Genomic DNA, 14,338 nt, shown 5'->3' with positions numbered 1-14,338 from the left:
AATCACCCTAACCATGAGGTTAGGGGCAAATTTTTTAGTTATAATTTAAAATCGTTTCACGAATCTCATCCCAACGGAAGGCATCACGAATTCCATCTTCAATTGAGTATTTAGCTTCCCAATCAATTAAGTTTTTAGCTCGTTCACAGCTTGCATAAGCACCTGCCACATCTCCTGGACGTGGTTCAGTCTCTGCTTTATTGACTTCACGACCTAATACAGATTCAAAAATAGACACTAATTCTTTAACCGTTACACCATTTCCTGTTCCTAAGTTAATGACTAAGTAAGGATTTGATGGATCTTCAGAGCGTGCAAAGGCTTGATCAAAGTTTTCAATGGCTTTAACGTGTGCCATCGCTAAATCCCAAACATGAATATAATCACGGATTCCTGAACCATCGCGTGTTGGCCAGTTCACTCCTGTGATATTAAAGATCGCTTCCTCACTTGAAGCAGCTTCTAATAATTTAGCTAAAACGTGTGATGGGAACTGAACGTGTGCTCCAGAACGTAATTTTGGGTCCGCTCCAATTGGATTAAAGTAGCGAAGTGCAATTCCATGCATCCCATACGCGTGACAGAAATCTTGTAAAATCATTTCCATCATGTATTTTGTACGAGCATATGGACTTGATGGTTTTAATGGTGCTGATTCAGTTACTTTGAACCCTGGTACGACATCATATAATGAAGCTGATGATGAGAATACAACATTTTTGCATCCTAATTCATTTAAGTTTTTAAATAACTCTAACGATTTAGAAACATTTTCTGTGTAATATTCATATGGATTTGAGACTGAATCAGGCACCACGATTAATGCTGCAAAGTGAATACAGTGCTTGATTTCAGGATGATCAGTAAATATTTTTTCTAAAACTTGGCGATCTGCGATATCTCCTTGGTAAAAGATTTTCCCTTCCGTAAATTCTTTACGACCTGTGACTAACGAATCTAAAATGATTGGTGTATGTCCATGATCTTCTAAGGCTGATACAACGGTACGTCCAATATATCCTGCCCCTCCAGTGACTAATACTTTCATGAGTTTCATCCTTTCTTATATAAAAGTTTCATTTATTCATAGTCTACCCTAAAAAATAATTAATTGACACTCATTCAATAAATCTATTAATTAAAAGAGGATTTGACCTCTAAATTTTATCATAATTTGCCTATCAAAAAAACTAGTATTCCGTTTTTTCGCTACTATCTTTAAAAATGTGTACTTAAAGCGGTACAAGCGCACTCCTTAAATCACTCACGTTTGAATAAAATATCATGTAATACAAAACAAGTGAGGTGATCAACAAATGGCTAATTATTATGACCGTGATACTGAATCACAATCCGCTGATACAAGTATTGATGTGTTACAATCAGAATTTCAAGGAATCTTTATCAAAGATTCTAACGAAATCCGAATTAATCAAACTGAGGCTCAAGCATTAATTGTCCTTCAAATTGCTTTACAAGCTGCTCTAGACGTGCTTCTGATCGCATTTGACTTAGATGATAACGACGATGATGTTCGTGAATTACAATCAATCATTCAATCAATTAAAGGTGCTCAGTTGCAACATCAAAAAATTATCATTAAAGATTGTAATGATATTACATTGAATCAACAACAGCTTCAAGTGGATGCTTTAATACAAGTCGCACTCCAACTTCTTGCAAAACTTGAAGCAAAATTTGTCGAGATTTAATTGACCTTGTTACATAAAAAGAAGCTATATAAGTGAGGTGAATTACTATGAAGTCAAACTGCTACTATTCTGAATATCAATGTCCAGACCATTATAAACAAGATGTTGATCAGACAGAAGATATGAAAATGAATGGTATTCAAAAACAAAGTCAAACTTTAGTTATTAAAAAAAGCCATGGTGTTACTATTAATCAACAAGAAGCACAGGCTTTAATCGCTCTTCAAGCTTCACTACAGGCTGCTATTGAAGCTGCTATCACGGTCTTTGATGCTCAAGATAATGCTGACACCAGTGATCTTCAACGATTAGATCAACAATTGAAAGTTCTACAACTACAAAAAGAAGTCATCGCTATTCAATGCTCTGATGATATTATTATCAATCAACAACAAATTCAGATTGATCTTGTTATTCAAGCTGTTATTCAATTATTAGCAAAAATTTCTGCAAAAATTGTAGAGATTTAATTCAAAACGTCTCATTTCATTCTGTATAACTGATTGACTGAATCATATAATAAAACACACGATCGATAAATCCAGCTCAGGAAACAGTTGATCGTGTGTTTTTTAGTACGACACTATAGTATATGCCCACTATTCAATTTGGTGATTATCTGATGCTAACGCCATTTCAATTAAAATAAACTGTGACTGTTCATGAGTTTTAATCTCAATTCGATCTTCATAAATCTCCATACCATCTCTTGAGGCCATTTCCTCATCATTAATCATAGAGCTTCCCTCTAATTGAATTAAATAAGCTTGACGGCCTTTTTTTATATCAAATTGAGTTTGTTTAAACGCTTCAAGTTCAATTAACCAGATATACGCCTCTTGATAGATTGTGATAGGCGTTGTCTCAGTGGGGGAAGCAATTAAGTGCCATTGGTTTTTGGCATGATTACTATTAAAGCTTGCATATTGAACATTTGGAGTTAATCCTTTTTCATTCGGTTTGATCCATATTTGAATCATTCGAACGGAAGTATCGCCCCAATTAAATTCACCATGGTCAATCCCGCCTCCAGCACTCATGTAATAAAGATCCCCTCGATGCAGGGTCTTTATCTCATGCTGCCTCGGGGTATGTGTTAAATCGCCTTCTAATATATAAGTTAAAATTTCTACGTCTTTATGTTTATGTAAATCATGTCCGCTCCCCGCATGTAAAATATCATCATTGATGACACGTAAGACTCCAAATGTATTTGAGGGTTGATGATAGTTTGTATGTGAAAAATGAAATAGACTTTGAATCCATGTATGATAAGCTGTTCCTAATTGTTTTTTCTCAATCTTTTTAATCATAGCTACTAACTTCTCCTTCCCTTTCTCTACCCTCTCCTTTTCATTCCCTTTAGTTCATACCTTCTTCATTGTATCATATATTCCTTTCGTTAACGCCTGTCAATTCAATACATAAATTCCAACTATTTTTGATAAAAAAAGTAATAGCATTTACACTATCACTTTTTGGGTAATTTATTAATAGACGGATTAATTGATTAAGTACTCTTTATATCGAATCAGCAACGTCCGTAACTTTCTCATCGCTTTTGCTTCAATTTGACGGATTCGTTCACGTGTGACCCCTTCAATTGCTCCTATTTCTTCTAATGTTTTCTTTTCTGCTCCATTTAGTCCAAAACGGTGAGTAATCACAAACTGTTCCCGAGGATTTAAACTTAAAATCATTTTATCCATATAGGCTTTTAAATCTTCATCCATGGCTTTTTTTTCAGGATTGTCATACATGCGTGAACCGCCTTCAGTCAGCAATTCATTTTCATTAGAAATTAAATCTTGAAGCTCAGTATCCTCATCTTCCTTTGAAACAAATCCGTTTAATGAAGTAGGTTTTAACATATAAGTCTGAACACGTTTAACTGCTTCATACTTCTCCATTGGAATATTTAATTCTCCACATAAATTAGACACATCAATCGGTTCATTTCCTTGATCTGCTTTTTGCTCATATCTCATCACTTGATTAATAGATTCAAACATATGGACTGGAATTCGGATAGTAAATCCTTCATCCGCAATCGTTCGTGTTACAGCCTGTTTCACCCAATAGGTGGCATACGTTGAGAAGTTGTTATCGTAAGTGAAGTCAAATTTTTCAATGGCTTTCATCAGCCCTTCTAATCCAACCGAGAATAAATCATCGTAATCTAACTTATGATGATAAAATTTTGTATATCGCCCAATAATCTTATGTACGAGGTTTGTATTATTAAAAATTAACCACTCTAGAGCAGACTCATCATTTTCTAAACGATATTTCTTTAAATACTCTAAATTATGCTGATAATCATTTGAATGCTTTCTCATCAATAGGTTATGTGCACTCCCTGATACAGGACTTACTGTGGATTTCGTATTTTCCATACTCATTTTGCTATTAACCTCTCCCCTCATTGAGTTATTCAGACTAGCTTTCGTCTTTCGACGATTGCTTTCTTTTCGGTTAGCAACTTCCATATGATTCATTCGATATCCCCTCTCTCTCATCGAACTTTATTCACTTATCCTATTACTCTCGTTTTTTATAATGACATTCAACCAATTGACGACTTCTCATTCTGCAACACCTTTTATTTTCCACATTTACCCTATACTTAATCCGTAACAAGTATGAATTAAACCAATCAATTGGTCTTCATTATAATATTGAAAAAAAGCGTTCATCTTCAATAACTGTTCCAATGGCTTCTTTTACTGAGAAGTAGATGATACCTTCTGATTTTAAAATCAATTTATATCTCAAATAGATGACATCTCTTTCATCAGAACCTTTCATAACGAATCACACACCTAAACTGCATCGAATTGGTTCCCAAATGCAAGTTCATGCAATCACGAATAAATAACCGGTTGTCCCAGTCATGCACTTGCATATGTCACAGGTTCTTTGACATCATCGACAGCTATCACTTAATTCCTCTATCATGCTAAAAATAAGCTATCTCGACCTGGACAATAGCCTAAATCCAAAAGCCATCCCTCCTTTTTTACATACGGAAAAAAACATTTGGTAAATATCGTTTAAGTGTGTTTTAACCATTAAAAAAATATTCCTTTGCTCGTTGTTCATAAAAACTTAACGGCATTTTAACACCATTTCCCTTCTGATTATATTAATTTTTCTCTATAATTATCACTTTTTTCTCACATAATAATATTAAAATTCCAACACTAGATTTGGAATTTTGAAAGGAGTAATCAACAATGGGTAAAAACGAAATGGGATCTCCAATGAATGCCTCTATGCAAAGTATTAAAGATAAATCTGATGTTGAGTTCGGAACAGGAAATGTACCAGATACACGTCTTGAAGTCAAAAAATCATTACCTGAAGCCAAACGTTTTACTCAATCAGCAAAAGACCGTCGTAACACTGAACAGTTTTTAAAACGATAAATCCAATCGTCCTATCCGTTAAAGAGATAGGACCTTTTCATTTTAATCGTATAATCTTCCCTAATTTAATCCATAATAAGGTAAAAGTATAAATTGGAGGAATAAATGATGTCATCGAAATCATTAAAATCAGCACGTCAACGTATGACGTTCTTCTTTTATTGTTCGTTATTATTATCTGTCTTTTTTCTCATACAAATTCGATATACCCTAAGTTTAAGCTTCACTCATTGGAGCGCAACTCAATATACGCTGCTCTTTTTATTATTCTCTTTCATTGTGATTTGTTGTCTAAAATATTACTCCTATTACCGTGATTTAAAATCTGATTGTCAGTTCATTGACCTCGAAGAAAAAAAATTAAAGCTTAAAAAAAATGCAATTCGTCAACAAGTTGCCTCAATGAATCCTTATGATTTTGGTGAACTAGTCGCCGATTTATTTCGAATGAAAGGATTTAAGCGAATCTTTTTAACCCCTCGAATGAATAAACATTTTTATGATATCGAAATGTATCTAGATGACCAAAAAGTTTTAGTCTCTTGTTTATTAAATGCACTGGATTATCCTGTTCCACAATCTTACTTAGATCGGCTTCATTTAATGATGCGAAATAATCAAATCGATCAAGGCGTTTTTGTCACACTCGGACACTTTTCAGATGACTGCTACCTCTTCTCAGAAGATAAACCTATCCACTTAATTAACGGTGAGCAACTCATTGATACCTTAATTGAAAGTTCCAATCTTTAAATTTCTTTCGTTTTAAAATAAGACTCGCAAAAAAGGCACCATTTGATTTGATACGCTTCATTCGTAATAATAGGTAAATCACGAATGTTAAACTTTTGTTCCTTCTGGCAAAAGTAAACAAAATCATCGATATAGGGTTCATACTCACCTAAATAAACATAAATTTCACTAAATCCCAATAATTCAGCTGCTTTTAGTCGAGTATGTCCATCAATTGAGATCCATTGATTTCCTTCTTCAATGATTGGAATAATAATATCTTCTGGTTTTTGAATCCACGTCAATAAGCGATTTAATTTCGCTTCATTAATATATAATTGGCTCGGTTGAATGTTTAATAATGGGACTTTCATGACTTTCTTTTTCGGTTGATGATAAATAATGGTTCCCTCTAATGTTTCAATATGATTAATAAAACCGCTATAAAATAAAAATTCTTCAATGACTTCTTGAGGACACTCATTTCCATCAGTATGTAAGATAGCTTTTTGATGATTAACAATCTCAAAATCATATTGAGTCGATTGTTTTAAGTCTGTCACTCTAAAAGATGTGTTATGATTTTGAATTCCTACATGATGATTTACTCTCTCATCTTCACAACACTCAATTTTCATCTTATTCCCTCCTCGTAGCGATAGTAAGTTTACTTCATTCTAGCTCCTTTTATAAAATCCTCAATTCTATTTCTTTTAAACATAATTGGTATCACACACTAATTATACTGCAATACTTTGTTGAGATTTCGACATTTTTCGTCACCATAATCGGAAATTTATTGACTTCATTTTGTTTTTCTGATACTATAATAAACCCAATTACCTCTCATATTAAAGGAGGGACATATGATGTTCGAAGATTTAATTTTAAAAGCTACAGAAGTTCTAAACCCTCGTCAACTCTCTTCTGCTGCAGAAGCGGGAAGTGTCGCTGCTGCTCTTTTAACAGATAGTGGTCAGATATACACAGGCATTTGTATTGAAACAAAATGTTCAATGGGATTTTGTGCGGAACATGCAGCTGCAGCTGCTATGATCACTGCCGGTGAAAGTCATGTCGTTAAAATGGTGGCAATTAATAAACGTGGAAATGTCCTTCCACCTTGTGGTCGTTGCCGAGAATTTATCAGTCAACTCAATGATAAAAACATTGAAGCTGACGTACTCATTAATCGAAAAAAATCAATGAAATTAAAAGAGCTGCTTCCCTATGATTGGCGTGAAGCAAAAATGTCCGAAATCGACTAAATGTCTTCGGACATTTTTTTTTAAAATCTTTACTCTATAAAAACAAAAACTCGCAAGTCATCACTTACGAGTTGAATTGTTTTTAAATAAACTTTTGCATATCCGTTGGCAATGGAACCGTAATTTCTAATAGCTCCTTTGTTATGGGATGAGTCATTTCAATACGTGAAGAATGAAGGGCTTGTCGCTTAAGTGGTCCAACTTTTGCAACACCTCCATATAAGACATCTCCAAGCAATGGATGGCCCAAGTGACTCATATGAACACGAATTTGATGTGTTCGTCCGGTTTTCAATTCTAATTCCACTAAGGCATAGTTTTTAAATTGTTTTTTTAATTGATAAAAAGTAATCGCCTGATCACCATTTTTAGCGACACGTCGTCGTGCACTATGATGACGATCTTTACCAATTGGAGCGTCAATTTTCCCTTTTTTTGTTTTTAATCTTCCCATCACTAAAGCTAAATACCAACGTCTAATTTTTTTCTCTGATAGCCAATAATCCATTAAGCTATGCGCTAGATAATGTTTTGCAAAAATAATCCCACCACTTGTATCCGTGTCTAATCGATGAATGTATCGAACTCGATGAGAGATTCCTTTTTCTTGATAATAATGAGCCACTCCATTGACTAAAGTATCCCTTCCATTCTTTTGGTCAGGGTGTACCATTAATCCTGCTGGCTTATTAATAATCAACAAATGATCGTCTTCATAAACAATATCTAACTTCATCTTTTGTGGGTGAAAATCAATTTCTTCGGCTTCAAAAACAGGAATCGATAGTTGATCTCCTACTTGAAGTTGCTCATTAAAATTTGTTCCTTCTCCATTTAACGTCACTTTTTTATCCATATATAATTCATGGATTTTCTTTCGTGATAAATGATAATTTTGCAAAAACTCACGAATGGTTTGATTCGCTTGTTCCTTTTCTATCATAAATACTAATTGCTCATTTTCGCGAGTTACTTTCATGTTACCACCACGTTACTTTCTAAATTGCTTGACCACTCCAACAACATCTTCCTTAATTCTAATTAAGCCTAATGAAGGGGAGCGTGAATCTAAGCTATGATTTCGATTGTCCCCCATGACAAAAAGGTGTCCTTCTTCCACGATTAAATCAATTTTAGGATGTCGTTTCATCGGCTCGTTAATGTAAGGTTCCTCTAGTAAAATGCCATTAATATAGACCCTTCCATCCTCCACCAAAACATGTTCATTCGGTAAACCGATGACACGCTTTAAAAAAAATTTATGTTGATTTTTTTGATGAGCTCTAAAAGCTACTAAATCATGACGTTTAGGTTCACCTCGATGATAGGCTCGACAATCTAAAATAATGGGTTGGTTATTCTTGATTGTTGGCACCATTGATTGTCCCCGTGCTAATGCAAGACGAACAAAGCGAGAAATAACATAACCCACGAGTAAACTAGCTCCCACTTCAACTACATCATCTAAAAACGTATTCTCTTCCTTCCCCACCTCAAACGACCTCCTCTACTACTAATCCTTTTCTTTTTCTATTATAACATAATGACTCCTCCCTTACATACAACCTTTAAAATGTGAACTAAATTCACTTAAAACACCCCATCATTCATTATATTATTTATGAATTCATGGTAAAATATACATAATTTAAAGTGAAGAGCACATACTAAATTGAATCATTATTGGAGGGCTTATTTATGAAAACTGTTATGGATCGTTTCTTAAACTATGTTACCTATGATACAAAATCAAATCCTGAATCACTAACAACACCTTCGACTGAATCACAGCTACTCTTTGGTGATATCTTAATTGAAGAGTTACATGAATTAGGATTAACTGAAATTGAAAAAGATGAAAATGGCTATATCTATGCGACATTACCAGGAAATGTTGAACATGATGTTCCTGTGATTGCTTTCATCTCACATATGGATACCAGTCCAGACTTTAGCGGCACAAATGTAAACCCACAAGTCGTTGACTATGCGGGAGGAGATATTGTTTTAAATAAAGAAAAAAATATCGTTTTATCTCCAACTGACTTTCCTTCTTTAAATCAATACGTAGGTCAAACGTTAATTACAACAGATGGAACAACATTACTTGGAGCTGATGATAAAGCGGGAATTGCTGAAATTATGACAGCGATTGATTATTTGAAACAACATCCTGAGATTAAACATGGCTGTATTAAAGTTGCTTTTACACCCGATGAAGAAATTGGACGCGGAGCCGATCACTTCCAAGTTGAAAAATTCGGTGCCAACTTTGCTTATACTGTGGATGGTGGAATTTTAGGAGAATTACAATATGAATCATTCAATGCTGCAGGAGCTAAAATTACAGTTCACGGAAAAAGCGTTCATCCGGGAGATGCCAAAAACAAAATGATTAATGCTGGTTTAATTGCCACTGAAATTGCGAGCATGTTCCCACGTCTTGAAACCCCACAACATACGGAACATTATGAAGGATTCTATCACTTAACAGATATTTCAGGACATTGCGAAGAAGCTTATCTAAATTTAATCATTCGTGACTTTGATACCGAACGTTTTAACTCACGCAAACAATTTGTTGAAGATTTAGTAAAAGAATTTAATCAAAAATATCCATCTAATACGGTTGAACTTGATATGCGCGATCAATACTATAATATGCGCCTTCAAATTGAAGATAAAATGCACATTGTTGAGTTAGCAAAACAAGCATTTGTAGAAGTTGGAGTGGAACCTTTAATTATTCCGGTTCGAGGAGGAACGGATGGATCTAAATTATCCTTCATGGGCCTTCCAACACCAAATCTTTTCACAGGTGGGCATAACTTCCACGGTAAATTTGAATATATTCCAGTTCCATCAATGGAAAAGGCTGTTAGCGTCATCGTTAAAATTGCTGAATTAGCCGCAAAATAAAAAGCTAGTCAAAACTAGCTTTTTTTCATTGTCGAATCAATAACAAAATCAAGCTTTTGCAAATAATCTTTATATCAAACCATATGCTTTGATGTTCAATGTAGTATACATCTAAAATAAACTTCTCCTCCCAGGTTAGGTTTTGTTGACTATGAATTTGACTCCACCCTGTCATTCCAGGACGAATAGAATGACATTTCATGTATCGTCGATTTCTCGAAGGAATGGAGCGAATCAAAACTGGTCTAGGACCAACTAAACTCATATCTCCAATTAAGACATTATAAAACTCTGGAAGATGCTGTAAATGATAGCTTTTTAAAAAACGTCCCAATTTTGTTAGACGTTGTTCCGGTGATAATAAGTTCCCTTGCTTATCTCGGGATTCATTCATTGTTTTGAATCGATACAAAGTAAATAGTTTTTGATTTAGTCCTGGATATCGCTGCTTATAAATGACTGGCCAACCTAAATCAAAAAAGACTAAGATTCCAATCAATAAATAGATGGGTGATAAGACAGTCAACATTAAAAAAGAAATCATGATATCCATCATTCGCTTCATCATTTCGCCCCCTTTTTCAATGGAGTTGTGAAATTCCCCCTTTATTTCAAGCTTAATTATGAACCCTTTCACTTTTTCTTACTATCTTATTTTCGTGGAAACTTCTACTACTACTATATGCCCTAACTAAGCTTCTGTTCAAATTAGTAAAACAATCCATTAGTTTACCTAATGGATTGTTTTTTTACTGTCTAAATTGACTATTATATAAATTAGCATAAAAACCATCGATTGCTAGTAATGTTTCATGATTTCCTTGTTCAATGATTTCTCCTTGATTTAAGACCAAAATTTGATCAGCATTACGAATCGTACTTAAACGATGCGCAATCACAAAGGTTGTCTTACCTTCCATTAAACGAAGCATTGCTTTTTGAATTTCAACTTCTGTTCGCGTATCAATCGACGATGTTGCCTCATCTAAAATTAAAATAGAAGCTTGTGATAATACGGCACGCGCAATTGCTAGTAATTGTCGTTGTCCTTGAGATAAATTACTTCCATTATCCGATAAAACCGTATCATAGCCATCCGGTAACTGCATAATGAACTTATGGGCATTCGCCATTTTAGCAGCCTGGATAACTTCTTCATCACTTGCATCTAAACGACCATAACGGATGTTTTCACGAACCGTTTCTGAGAATAAATACGTATCTTGTAAGACCATTGAAATACTACGTCTTAAACTTCCACGAGTAATTTGATCAATATTTTCACCATCGATTAAAATTTCACCCGAATCGATATCATAAAACTTTGTTAATAAGTTAATAATCGTCGTTTTTCCTGCACCTGTTGGTCCCACAATGGCAACTGTTTCTCCTCGACGCGCATGAATACATGCATCTTTTAAAATTGTTTTTCCTGTATCATACGAGAACTTAACATGATTTAAAATGACATCCCCGTCTAATTTCTCAACATCATGAGCACCTTCTCGATCTGTTTCTGGTGTTTCATCCATAATCTCAAATACACGTTCTGCTCCTGCTAATGCAGATTGAACCGTATTAAAAATATTTAAAATCTCATTGATTGGACGTGTAAAGTTTCTCATATATAAGATAAACACAAAAATATTTCCAACTGTAATACTCGTTGTTGTAAGAGCTAAAACACCACCAACAACAGCCACTAACAAGAAAGTAAGGTTATTAATAAAGTTATTCACTGGTCCCATGAATCCTGATAAAGCCTGCGCCATAATTGCACTTTTTGTTAAACGGCGGTTAATCTTTCCAAACTCCTTCTCAACTTCCTCCTCTTGTGAGAATAACAATACCGCTTTTTGTCCCGAAACAATCTCTTCAATATAACCATTGAGACTTCCTAAATCTTGTTGTTGTTTAATAAAGAAAGGCTGTGTTTTTTTCACTAAAAAACGTGACGTTAAAAACATCAATGGTGTCGTTAATAATCCTACGACTGTTAGTGTTGGACTTAAAACAATCATGGCAATCAGCATCCCAATGATCGTAATAATACCTGAAAACATTTGAGTAATACTTTGAGACAATGTCATATTAATATTATCGACATCATTCGTTAAACGACTCATTAAGTCACCACTTGAATGTGTATCAAAAAAGCGAAGTGGTAGCTTTTGCATGCTATTAAATAATTGACGACGAATTTCTGCCGTTGTTTCTTGAGATAACTTAATCATAATTAAGTTTTGAATGTAAGTGGCAATGACACTAATTAAGTAAATCAACCCGATAAAGATACAGATTGTTTTTAGCCCTGATAAATCACCGGGTACAATATAATCATCAATGATGCTTCCATAATAGTTTGTGGCTAAAACACTGACAATCGTTGAAATAATACATAAAATAAACACAATAATCAAAGCATAGACTTTATGACTCATATAAGCCAGTAATCGTTTAATAGTTGATTTTGGATTTTTTAACTTCTCAGCTTTGTGAAAACGTCCACCAGGTCCTGGTCCACCTGGTCCTGGTCCCATCGGTCTACTCATGGTTGACAGCCTCCTCCCCTAATTGTGAAATCGCAATACTACGATAGATTTCATTTGTTTTTAATAATTCCTCATGAGTTCCAATTCCTGAAATCTCACCTTGATCTAACACAATAATCTGATCGGCATCCATCACTGCTGAAATACGTTGCGCAATCATAATAACCGTACTCTCTTTCATACGCTCTTTAATGGCTCGTTGCAACTTACTTTCGGTTGCCATATCTAGTGCACTTGATGAATCATCTAAAATTAAAATTTTAGGATCACGAATTAATGTTCTTGCAATCGAAACACGTTGTTTCTGTCCACCTGATAAGTTCTTTCCACGTTGTTCAACGACTGTTTCATAACCATCTTCTTTCGCCTGGATAAACTCCATTGCCTGAGCATCTTTTGCAGCATCATCTAACTCATCTTGAGTCGCCTCATGGTAACCAAATTTAAAGTTTGAAGCAATCGTTCCTGAGAATAAAATACTTTCTTGTAAAACAACTCCAATCTTATCTCTTAACTCACTCAGGCTTAATGTTTTAACATTTTGACCACCAATTAAGACTTCCCCTTCGCTGACATCATAAAGACGTGGAATTAAATTGACTAATGAACTTTTCCCCGATCCAGTTCCACCAATAATTCCGACTTGATTGCCTTGCTTAATCTTAAAGGAAATATCTTTTAATACTTCTTCACTATGCTCATGATACTTAAATGAAACATTTTTAAATTCGATGTCATAGTTTGTTAATTCAGCTGTTTTTTCATTTTCTTGAATACTTGAATTTGTGGCAAACACTTCATTGATACGATCAGCTGATGCTTTTGCACGTGAGAAATTCATCGAAATCATGATCACCATCATCATAGACATCATAATTTGTGTTAAATAATTAATAAAGGCCATGATTTTACCCGTTTCAAGTAAGCTATCTTGAACTAAATAGCCTCCATACCACAACACACCAATGACACTAAAGTTAACCAATAACATGACGACTGGATTTAAAATAATCATAATTTTTTGTGCACGAATACTTTGACTCATTAAATCATCATTCGCCTCATTAAAGCGATCGCGTTGTTTATGCTCCATGGTGAATGCTTTAATGACACGAACTCCTAATAAGTTTTCACGCATCACATTGTTCACTTTATCAATTTTTTCTTGCATCGTTTTAAATAACGGGAAAGATTTTGACATCACGATTGCAACAAAAATTAAAATAATTGGAATCATAATTACAAACACAATGGATAAGCGTTGACTTAATCGGTAGGCCATCCATAATCCACCGATACAAAGTAACGGCGCACGAACTAAAATACGAAGTCCCATCATCACCATCGTTTGAACTTGAGTAATATCATTTGTTAAACGTGTAATTAATGATGACGTTTTAAAATGATCTAATTCTAAAAATGAAAGAGACTGAATTTTAGCGAATAATCCATCACGTAAATTTTGCCCTAAATTGACTGCCGCAATAGTTGAAAAAATAGAGCATCCCACTCCTCCAATTAACCCTAAAAAGGCAAATAGAATCATCTTTGCACCTGCAGTCAACACATAATTAATATCACTATTAGCAATTCCAATATCTACAATGTTTGATAACATGGTTGGCAAGGTTAAATCCATCGCAACCTCTAGCAACATCAAAATAGGTGCCAAAATGGCATAAAAAATAGCTGGCCCCTTTAAATATTTTAATAATTTAAACATCCTA

The 14,338-nt window shown here is 34.4% G+C and carries 16 protein-coding genes; 6 read left to right on the top strand and 10 right to left on the bottom strand.

Annotated elements, in window-relative coordinates:
- Positions 1–34: 34 nt before the first annotated feature.
- Complete coding sequence (galE, locus tag J0J69_RS00765; protein ID WP_055242642.1) at positions 35–1,048, bottom strand: UDP-glucose 4-epimerase GalE; 1,014 nt, start codon at positions 1,046–1,048, stop codon at positions 35–37.
- A 268-nt stretch (positions 1,049–1,316) separates the two neighbouring features.
- Between galE and J0J69_RS00760 the strand changes: the two genes are divergently transcribed.
- Together J0J69_RS00760 and J0J69_RS00755 are read left to right on the top strand one after the other, a co-directional pair.
- Positions 1,317–1,712 carry a spore coat protein gene (locus J0J69_RS00760; protein WP_212724532.1) on the top strand — a complete coding sequence of 132 codons (396 nt, stop codon included), beginning with the start codon at positions 1,317–1,319 and terminating at the stop codon, positions 1,710–1,712.
- 47 nt (positions 1,713–1,759) lie between these two features.
- Positions 1,760–2,182 (top strand): spore coat protein, encoded by a 423-nt coding sequence (locus J0J69_RS00755; protein WP_055276299.1) that lies wholly within the window; start codon positions 1,760–1,762, stop codon positions 2,180–2,182.
- Positions 2,183–2,311: 129 nt separating this feature from the next.
- Here the strand turns inward: J0J69_RS00755 and J0J69_RS00750 are convergent, their stop codons facing one another.
- From J0J69_RS00750 to J0J69_RS00740, 3 genes are all read right to left on the bottom strand, one after another.
- Entirely contained in the window at positions 2,312–3,025 is a 714-nt protein-coding gene (locus J0J69_RS00750) for a pirin family protein (protein ID WP_055276297.1), read from the bottom strand.
- A gap of 189 nt (positions 3,026–3,214) precedes the next feature.
- On the bottom strand, positions 3,215–4,210 hold the full coding sequence (locus J0J69_RS00745; protein WP_055276295.1) for a sigma-70 family RNA polymerase sigma factor: 996 nt from the start codon (positions 4,208–4,210) through the stop codon (positions 3,215–3,217).
- Positions 4,211–4,382: 172 nt separating this feature from the next.
- Positions 4,383–4,520, bottom strand: a complete 138-nt coding sequence (locus tag J0J69_RS00740) for a hypothetical protein (protein WP_156344121.1) — start codon at positions 4,518–4,520, stop codon at positions 4,383–4,385.
- 428 nt (positions 4,521–4,948) lie between these two features.
- Between J0J69_RS00740 and J0J69_RS00735 the strand changes: the two genes are divergently transcribed.
- Positions 4,949–5,140 carry a hypothetical protein gene (locus tag J0J69_RS00735; protein WP_055242630.1) on the top strand — a complete coding sequence of 64 codons (192 nt, stop codon included), beginning with the start codon at positions 4,949–4,951 and terminating at the stop codon, positions 5,138–5,140.
- 108 nt (positions 5,141–5,248) lie between these two features.
- Positions 5,249–5,893, top strand: a complete 645-nt coding sequence (locus J0J69_RS00730; protein WP_055276293.1) for a restriction endonuclease — start codon at positions 5,249–5,251, stop codon at positions 5,891–5,893.
- Here J0J69_RS00730 and J0J69_RS00725 read toward each other — a convergent pair.
- The gene (locus J0J69_RS00725; protein WP_212724534.1) at positions 5,890–6,510 is read right to left on the bottom strand and encodes a hypothetical protein; all 621 of its coding nucleotides are present in this window, start codon (positions 6,508–6,510) and stop codon (positions 5,890–5,892) included. The two genes, J0J69_RS00730 and J0J69_RS00725, sit on opposite strands and share 4 nt — an antisense overlap.
- A gap of 231 nt (positions 6,511–6,741) precedes the next feature.
- On the opposite strand from J0J69_RS00725, the gene J0J69_RS00720 reads away from it, so the two are divergent.
- Positions 6,742–7,140 carry a cytidine deaminase family protein gene (locus J0J69_RS00720; protein ID WP_082417945.1) on the top strand — a complete coding sequence of 133 codons (399 nt, stop codon included), beginning with the start codon at positions 6,742–6,744 and terminating at the stop codon, positions 7,138–7,140.
- An 82-nt stretch (positions 7,141–7,222) separates the two neighbouring features.
- Here the strand turns inward: J0J69_RS00720 and J0J69_RS00715 are convergent, their stop codons facing one another.
- Together J0J69_RS00715 and lepB are read right to left on the bottom strand one after the other, a co-directional pair.
- Positions 7,223–8,119, bottom strand: coding sequence for an RluA family pseudouridine synthase (locus J0J69_RS00715; protein WP_212724535.1), 897 nt, complete (start codon positions 8,117–8,119; stop codon positions 7,223–7,225).
- 12 nt (positions 8,120–8,131) lie between these two features.
- Complete coding sequence (gene lepB / locus J0J69_RS00710; RefSeq protein ID WP_055242621.1) at positions 8,132–8,632, bottom strand: signal peptidase I; 501 nt, start codon at positions 8,630–8,632, stop codon at positions 8,132–8,134.
- A gap of 206 nt (positions 8,633–8,838) precedes the next feature.
- Between lepB and pepT the strand changes: the two genes are divergently transcribed.
- The gene (gene pepT / locus J0J69_RS00705; RefSeq protein WP_055242618.1) at positions 8,839–10,059 is read left to right on the top strand and encodes a peptidase T; all 1,221 of its coding nucleotides are present in this window, start codon (positions 8,839–8,841) and stop codon (positions 10,057–10,059) included.
- Between the two features lie 25 nt (positions 10,060–10,084).
- Here pepT and J0J69_RS00700 read toward each other — a convergent pair whose 3' ends face one another.
- From J0J69_RS00700 to J0J69_RS00690, 3 genes are all read right to left on the bottom strand, one after another.
- Positions 10,085–10,624: a sugar transferase gene (locus J0J69_RS00700; RefSeq protein ID WP_055242616.1), complete on the bottom strand. Its 540-nt coding sequence runs from the start codon at positions 10,622–10,624 to the stop codon at positions 10,085–10,087.
- A 184-nt stretch (positions 10,625–10,808) separates the two neighbouring features.
- Positions 10,809–12,611 carry an ABC transporter ATP-binding protein gene (locus tag J0J69_RS00695; RefSeq protein WP_055305681.1) on the bottom strand — a complete coding sequence of 601 codons (1,803 nt, stop codon included), beginning with the start codon at positions 12,609–12,611 and terminating at the stop codon, positions 10,809–10,811.
- Positions 12,604–14,334 (bottom strand): ABC transporter ATP-binding protein, encoded by a 1,731-nt coding sequence (locus J0J69_RS00690; protein ID WP_212725505.1) that lies wholly within the window; start codon positions 14,332–14,334, stop codon positions 12,604–12,606. The genes J0J69_RS00695 and J0J69_RS00690 overlap by 8 nt, the downstream gene beginning before the upstream one ends.
- Positions 14,335–14,338: the final 4 nt, after the last annotated feature.

It is taken from the genome of Turicibacter bilis (assembly GCF_024499055.1).
GTDB lineage: Bacteria > Bacillota_I > Bacilli_A > MOL361 > Turicibacteraceae > Turicibacter > Turicibacter bilis.
Note: the sequence above shows the minus strand (reverse complement) of the source record. Positions and strands in the feature narration are given on the sequence as shown.

What these genes read in the sequence shown, in the direction of transcription:
- galE (WP_055242642.1), bottom strand. Translation starts at nt 1,048, where the DNA reads ATGAAAGTATTAGTCACTGGAGGGGCAGGATATATTGGACGTACCGTT.
- J0J69_RS00760 (WP_212724532.1), top strand. Translation starts at nt 1,317, where the DNA reads ATGGCTAATTATTATGACCGTGATACTGAATCACAATCCGCTGATACA.
- J0J69_RS00755 (WP_055276299.1), top strand. Translation starts at nt 1,760, where the DNA reads ATGAAGTCAAACTGCTACTATTCTGAATATCAATGTCCAGACCATTAT.
- J0J69_RS00750 (WP_055276297.1), bottom strand. Translation starts at nt 3,025, where the DNA reads ATGATTAAAAAGATTGAGAAAAAACAATTAGGAACAGCTTATCATACA.
- J0J69_RS00745 (WP_055276295.1), bottom strand. Translation starts at nt 4,210, where the DNA reads ATGAATCATATGGAAGTTGCTAACCGAAAAGAAAGCAATCGTCGAAAG.
- J0J69_RS00740 (WP_156344121.1), bottom strand. Translation starts at nt 4,520, where the DNA reads ATGAAAGGTTCTGATGAAAGAGATGTCATCTATTTGAGATATAAATTG.
- J0J69_RS00735 (WP_055242630.1), top strand. Translation starts at nt 4,949, where the DNA reads ATGGGTAAAAACGAAATGGGATCTCCAATGAATGCCTCTATGCAAAGT.
- J0J69_RS00730 (WP_055276293.1), top strand. Translation starts at nt 5,249, where the DNA reads ATGTCATCGAAATCATTAAAATCAGCACGTCAACGTATGACGTTCTTC.
- J0J69_RS00725 (WP_212724534.1), bottom strand. Translation starts at nt 6,510, where the DNA reads ATGAAAATTGAGTGTTGTGAAGATGAGAGAGTAAATCATCATGTAGGA.
- J0J69_RS00720 (WP_082417945.1), top strand. Translation starts at nt 6,742, where the DNA reads ATGTTCGAAGATTTAATTTTAAAAGCTACAGAAGTTCTAAACCCTCGT.
- J0J69_RS00715 (WP_212724535.1), bottom strand. Translation starts at nt 8,119, where the DNA reads ATGAAAGTAACTCGCGAAAATGAGCAATTAGTATTTATGATAGAAAAG.
- pepT (WP_055242618.1), top strand. Translation starts at nt 8,839, where the DNA reads ATGAAAACTGTTATGGATCGTTTCTTAAACTATGTTACCTATGATACA.
- J0J69_RS00700 (WP_055242616.1), bottom strand. Translation starts at nt 10,624, where the DNA reads ATGAAGCGAATGATGGATATCATGATTTCTTTTTTAATGTTGACTGTC.
- J0J69_RS00695 (WP_055305681.1), bottom strand. Translation starts at nt 12,611, where the DNA reads ATGAGTAGACCGATGGGACCAGGACCAGGTGGACCAGGACCTGGTGGA.
- J0J69_RS00690 (WP_212725505.1), bottom strand. Translation starts at nt 14,334, where the DNA reads ATGTTTAAATTATTAAAATATTTAAAGGGGCCAGCTATTTTTTATGCC.